Source organism: Cognatundibacterium luofuense, from assembly GCF_018139685.1.
Lineage (GTDB): Bacteria > Pseudomonadota > Gammaproteobacteria > Burkholderiales > Burkholderiaceae_D > Undibacterium > Undibacterium luofuense.
In genome coordinates, this window is record NZ_JAGSPN010000111.1 from 1 (window position 1) to 498 (window position 498).

At 49.6% G+C, this 498-nt stretch carries 1 protein-coding gene; it reads right to left on the minus strand.

Features of this window, described 5'->3' with window-relative positions; all coding sequences use genetic code 11:
* On the minus strand, positions 1 to 498 hold a 498-nt coding region (locus KDM89_RS19575), incomplete at both ends, for a 3-oxoacyl-[acyl-carrier-protein] synthase III C-terminal domain-containing protein (RefSeq protein WP_329604704.1).

The window sequence follows — 498 nt, forward strand, 5'->3', positions numbered from 1 at the left end:
CGCCAAAACCAGCCATCACAACGCGTTCACGTAAGGCGGTTTGGCGACTGATATCGGTCAATAGTAAGGGAATAGAAGCGCTGGAAGTGTTACCGAAGCGCTGTAAATTCAAGGAAAACTGGTCTGCAGGAATTTTGAGTTTTTTTGCGATGTGCCTCAGCATGAAGGCATTTGCCTGATGAAACAGGAAATGCTCAGTACTTTCCAACGTTTGCCCTGAAAAACTCAGCAACTGTCTGACTAATGCCGGTACGCTGCTGATGGTGAAGTTAAATACTTGCGCGCCATCCATATACAAATAGTCGGGATTCAGCTGACTAAGACGTACATCCTCTTGTTGCTCTGCACGCACCGGGCTGCGTGGTACCATCAGATGACGTGCGCCGCCACCATCCGTACCAATCACGTAATACGCGGGCTGAGCTTGCTCGTTGTACTCCAGTGCAGTCGCAGTTCCGGCATCACCAAACAATAGAGCAGTCGCCCTGTCTTCTTTAT